Genomic DNA, 2,436 nt, shown 5'->3' with positions numbered 1-2,436 from the left:
GGTCAGGGCAATGTTGTCGCGGATGCTGCGGTTGAACAGCACGTTTTCCTGCAACACCACGCCGATCTGCCGGCGCAGGGACGAGACGTCGGCCAGCGCCAAATCCAGGCCGTCGACCAAGACTCGGCCGCGTTCCGGCACATACAGGCGTTGCACCAGCTTGGTCAACGTGCTCTTGCCGGAACCGGAGCGGCCGACGATGCCGATCACTTCGCCGGCGCGGATGTCGAGATTAATCCCGCGCAGCACCTCACTGCCGTCCGGCTGGTAACGAAACACCACCTGATCGAAGCGGATGCGGCCCTGAATCGGCGGCAGACTGCTTTTGTTGCCGGCCGTTTCGTTGCGGGTGTTCAAAATATCGCCCAAGCGCTGCATCGAGATACCGGTTTGCTGAAAATCGGTCCACAGCTGCGACAAGCGCATCACCGGCTGGGCCACATGGCCGGCCAGCATGTTGAACGCGATCAACTGGCCGACCGTCAGCTCGCCGTCTATCACCAAATGCGCGCCCAGCCACATGGTCGCCACGGTCACCAGTTTGCCGATCAGGGTGACGCCGCCGTTGGCGAAGATGCCGATGGTGGCGGTGCGGAAACCGGCGGCAATATAGGCGGCCAATTGTTGATCCCAATGGCGGGTCAATTGCGGTTCCACGGCCATGGCTTTGACCGTGCCAATGCCGGCGATGGCTTCCACCAAAAAGGCTTGGTTCTCGGCGCCGCGATTAAATTTTTCGTGCAGGCGGCCGCGCAACAGCGGAGTGTATAGCAACGACAACATCACATAGCACGGCAAAGACACCAAGACGATCAGGGTCAAATCCCAACTGTAATAGCTCATCACCGCCAGAAACACCACCGAGAACAACAAATCCAGCACTACCGTCACGGCGTTGCCGGTTAAAAAAGCCCGGATATTCTCCAGCTCGCGCACTCTGGCGACCGAATCGCCCACCCGGCGGGCTTCGAAATAGGCGATGGGCAGATTCAGCAAATGCCGGAACAGCCGCGCCCCGAGTTCCACGTCGATACGGCTGCTGGTGTGGGCGAACACATAACCGCGCAAGCCGGTCAGCAGCACCTCGAACAAGGTCACCACCAACAGGCCGACCGCGATCACATCCAGGGTGGTAAAGCCGCGATGCACCAGCACCTTATCCATCACCACCTGAAAGAACAAAGGCGTTACCAGCGCAAACAACTGCAACACGAAGCTGACCAACAACACCTCCAACAGCAGCTTGCGGTATTTGACCACCGCAGGGATGAACCAGGTGAAATCGAATTTACCCAATTCCGCCGCCAACGAAGCCCGCGACGTGAATAGAATCAAATCGCCTTGCCAGCGTTCGCCCAGTTCAACAAGACTCAAACGCTGCGGCCGGCCGCTGGTGGGCGATTGAATCAACACTTGCTCGGCTTCCACTTTGGCCAGGATGAAATAACTACCGTCAATGGCGCGGGCCAGGGCCGGCAGCGGCGTGGTCGACAAACGGCCTAACGATACGTTGACGGCCTTGACGCTCAGGCCCAGCTTTTTTCCCGCCAGCAAAATTTCGCTGTTGCCGAAGGGCCGGCCGCCGTCGCGGTACTCGTGCGCCAACTGGTCCGGATCGGCGGCAATGCCGTGCAGGCGGGCCATCATGACCAGGCCAATCAGGCCGGTATCGGTGTTGGGGGCTTGTTGCGGGGAAGGATTAGCTTGCGGCGGTTCGAAAGGGGATGCCGGCGGCTGTTTAAAAGTCATGCTTTCCTCGTTTCAGTGACACAGGTTTGATGGGATAATCCAGTTCCCTCGCGGGGCATCAATGGGAACCCATAGAGCTGTAGGCCGGAATAAGCCCGCCCGGCGCCAGCAAGGGCGGGTGTTTCCGGCAAACGGGATGCCGGAAAATGTGCATATAATCCGGTTCCCACGGTCCTCCGTGGGAACTCATCCTGGAGCGTGAGAACAAGGAACTATGCCATGCGTTGAAACCGCCAGCGGCATATCTACTGCCAATTGGCCGCCAACACCGGCGCCAATGCGGTCTGGTAATCCGGCGGCAAGCTGGTTTGACCAGCCGCCGGCGGCGCAAAGGCCGCCATGGCGTTGACCAGATTCTCCACCTGGCTGTCCAGCAGGGTCAGGCCGTCAGTGGTTTTAAATTGTTCGACACGGTAAGCCGAGCCGGAATACCAATCCCGGACAATCAACCTATCGTCGGTGCCGATGATGCTGAGTTCCAGGTTCGAGCCGATGTGGCGGAACCAAAGTTGGTCGCTGCTTATGCCCTCATTGAAAGACAACGTGTCCGCATTACCTGCGGTTGTGTCATAGTCGGACACTGTATCCTGTCCACCGCCCCGACTGAACAGATAGCTATCGTTACCTGTGCCGCCGGACAGGTAATCGTTGCCGGTGCCGCCGTCCAGGGTGTCATTTCCACTACTA

At 59.1% G+C, this 2,436-nt stretch carries 2 protein-coding genes; both read right to left on the bottom strand.

All coding sequences use genetic code 11. The annotated features are described in order from the left end of the window. The coding region (locus NP596_RS20970; protein WP_256617332.1) for a type I secretion system permease/ATPase at positions 1-1,749 on the bottom strand (1,749 nt) is incomplete at its 3' end. Between the two features lie 245 nt (positions 1,750-1,994). Beyond that, the coding region (locus tag NP596_RS20965; RefSeq protein ID WP_305891837.1) for a calcium-binding protein at positions 1,995-2,436 on the bottom strand (442 nt) is incomplete at its 5' end.

It is taken from the genome of Methylomonas rivi (assembly GCF_024505165.1).
Taxonomy (GTDB): Bacteria; Pseudomonadota; Gammaproteobacteria; order Methylococcales; family Methylomonadaceae; genus Methylomonas; species Methylomonas rivi.
Note: the sequence above shows the minus strand (reverse complement) of the source record. Positions and strands in the feature narration are given on the sequence as shown.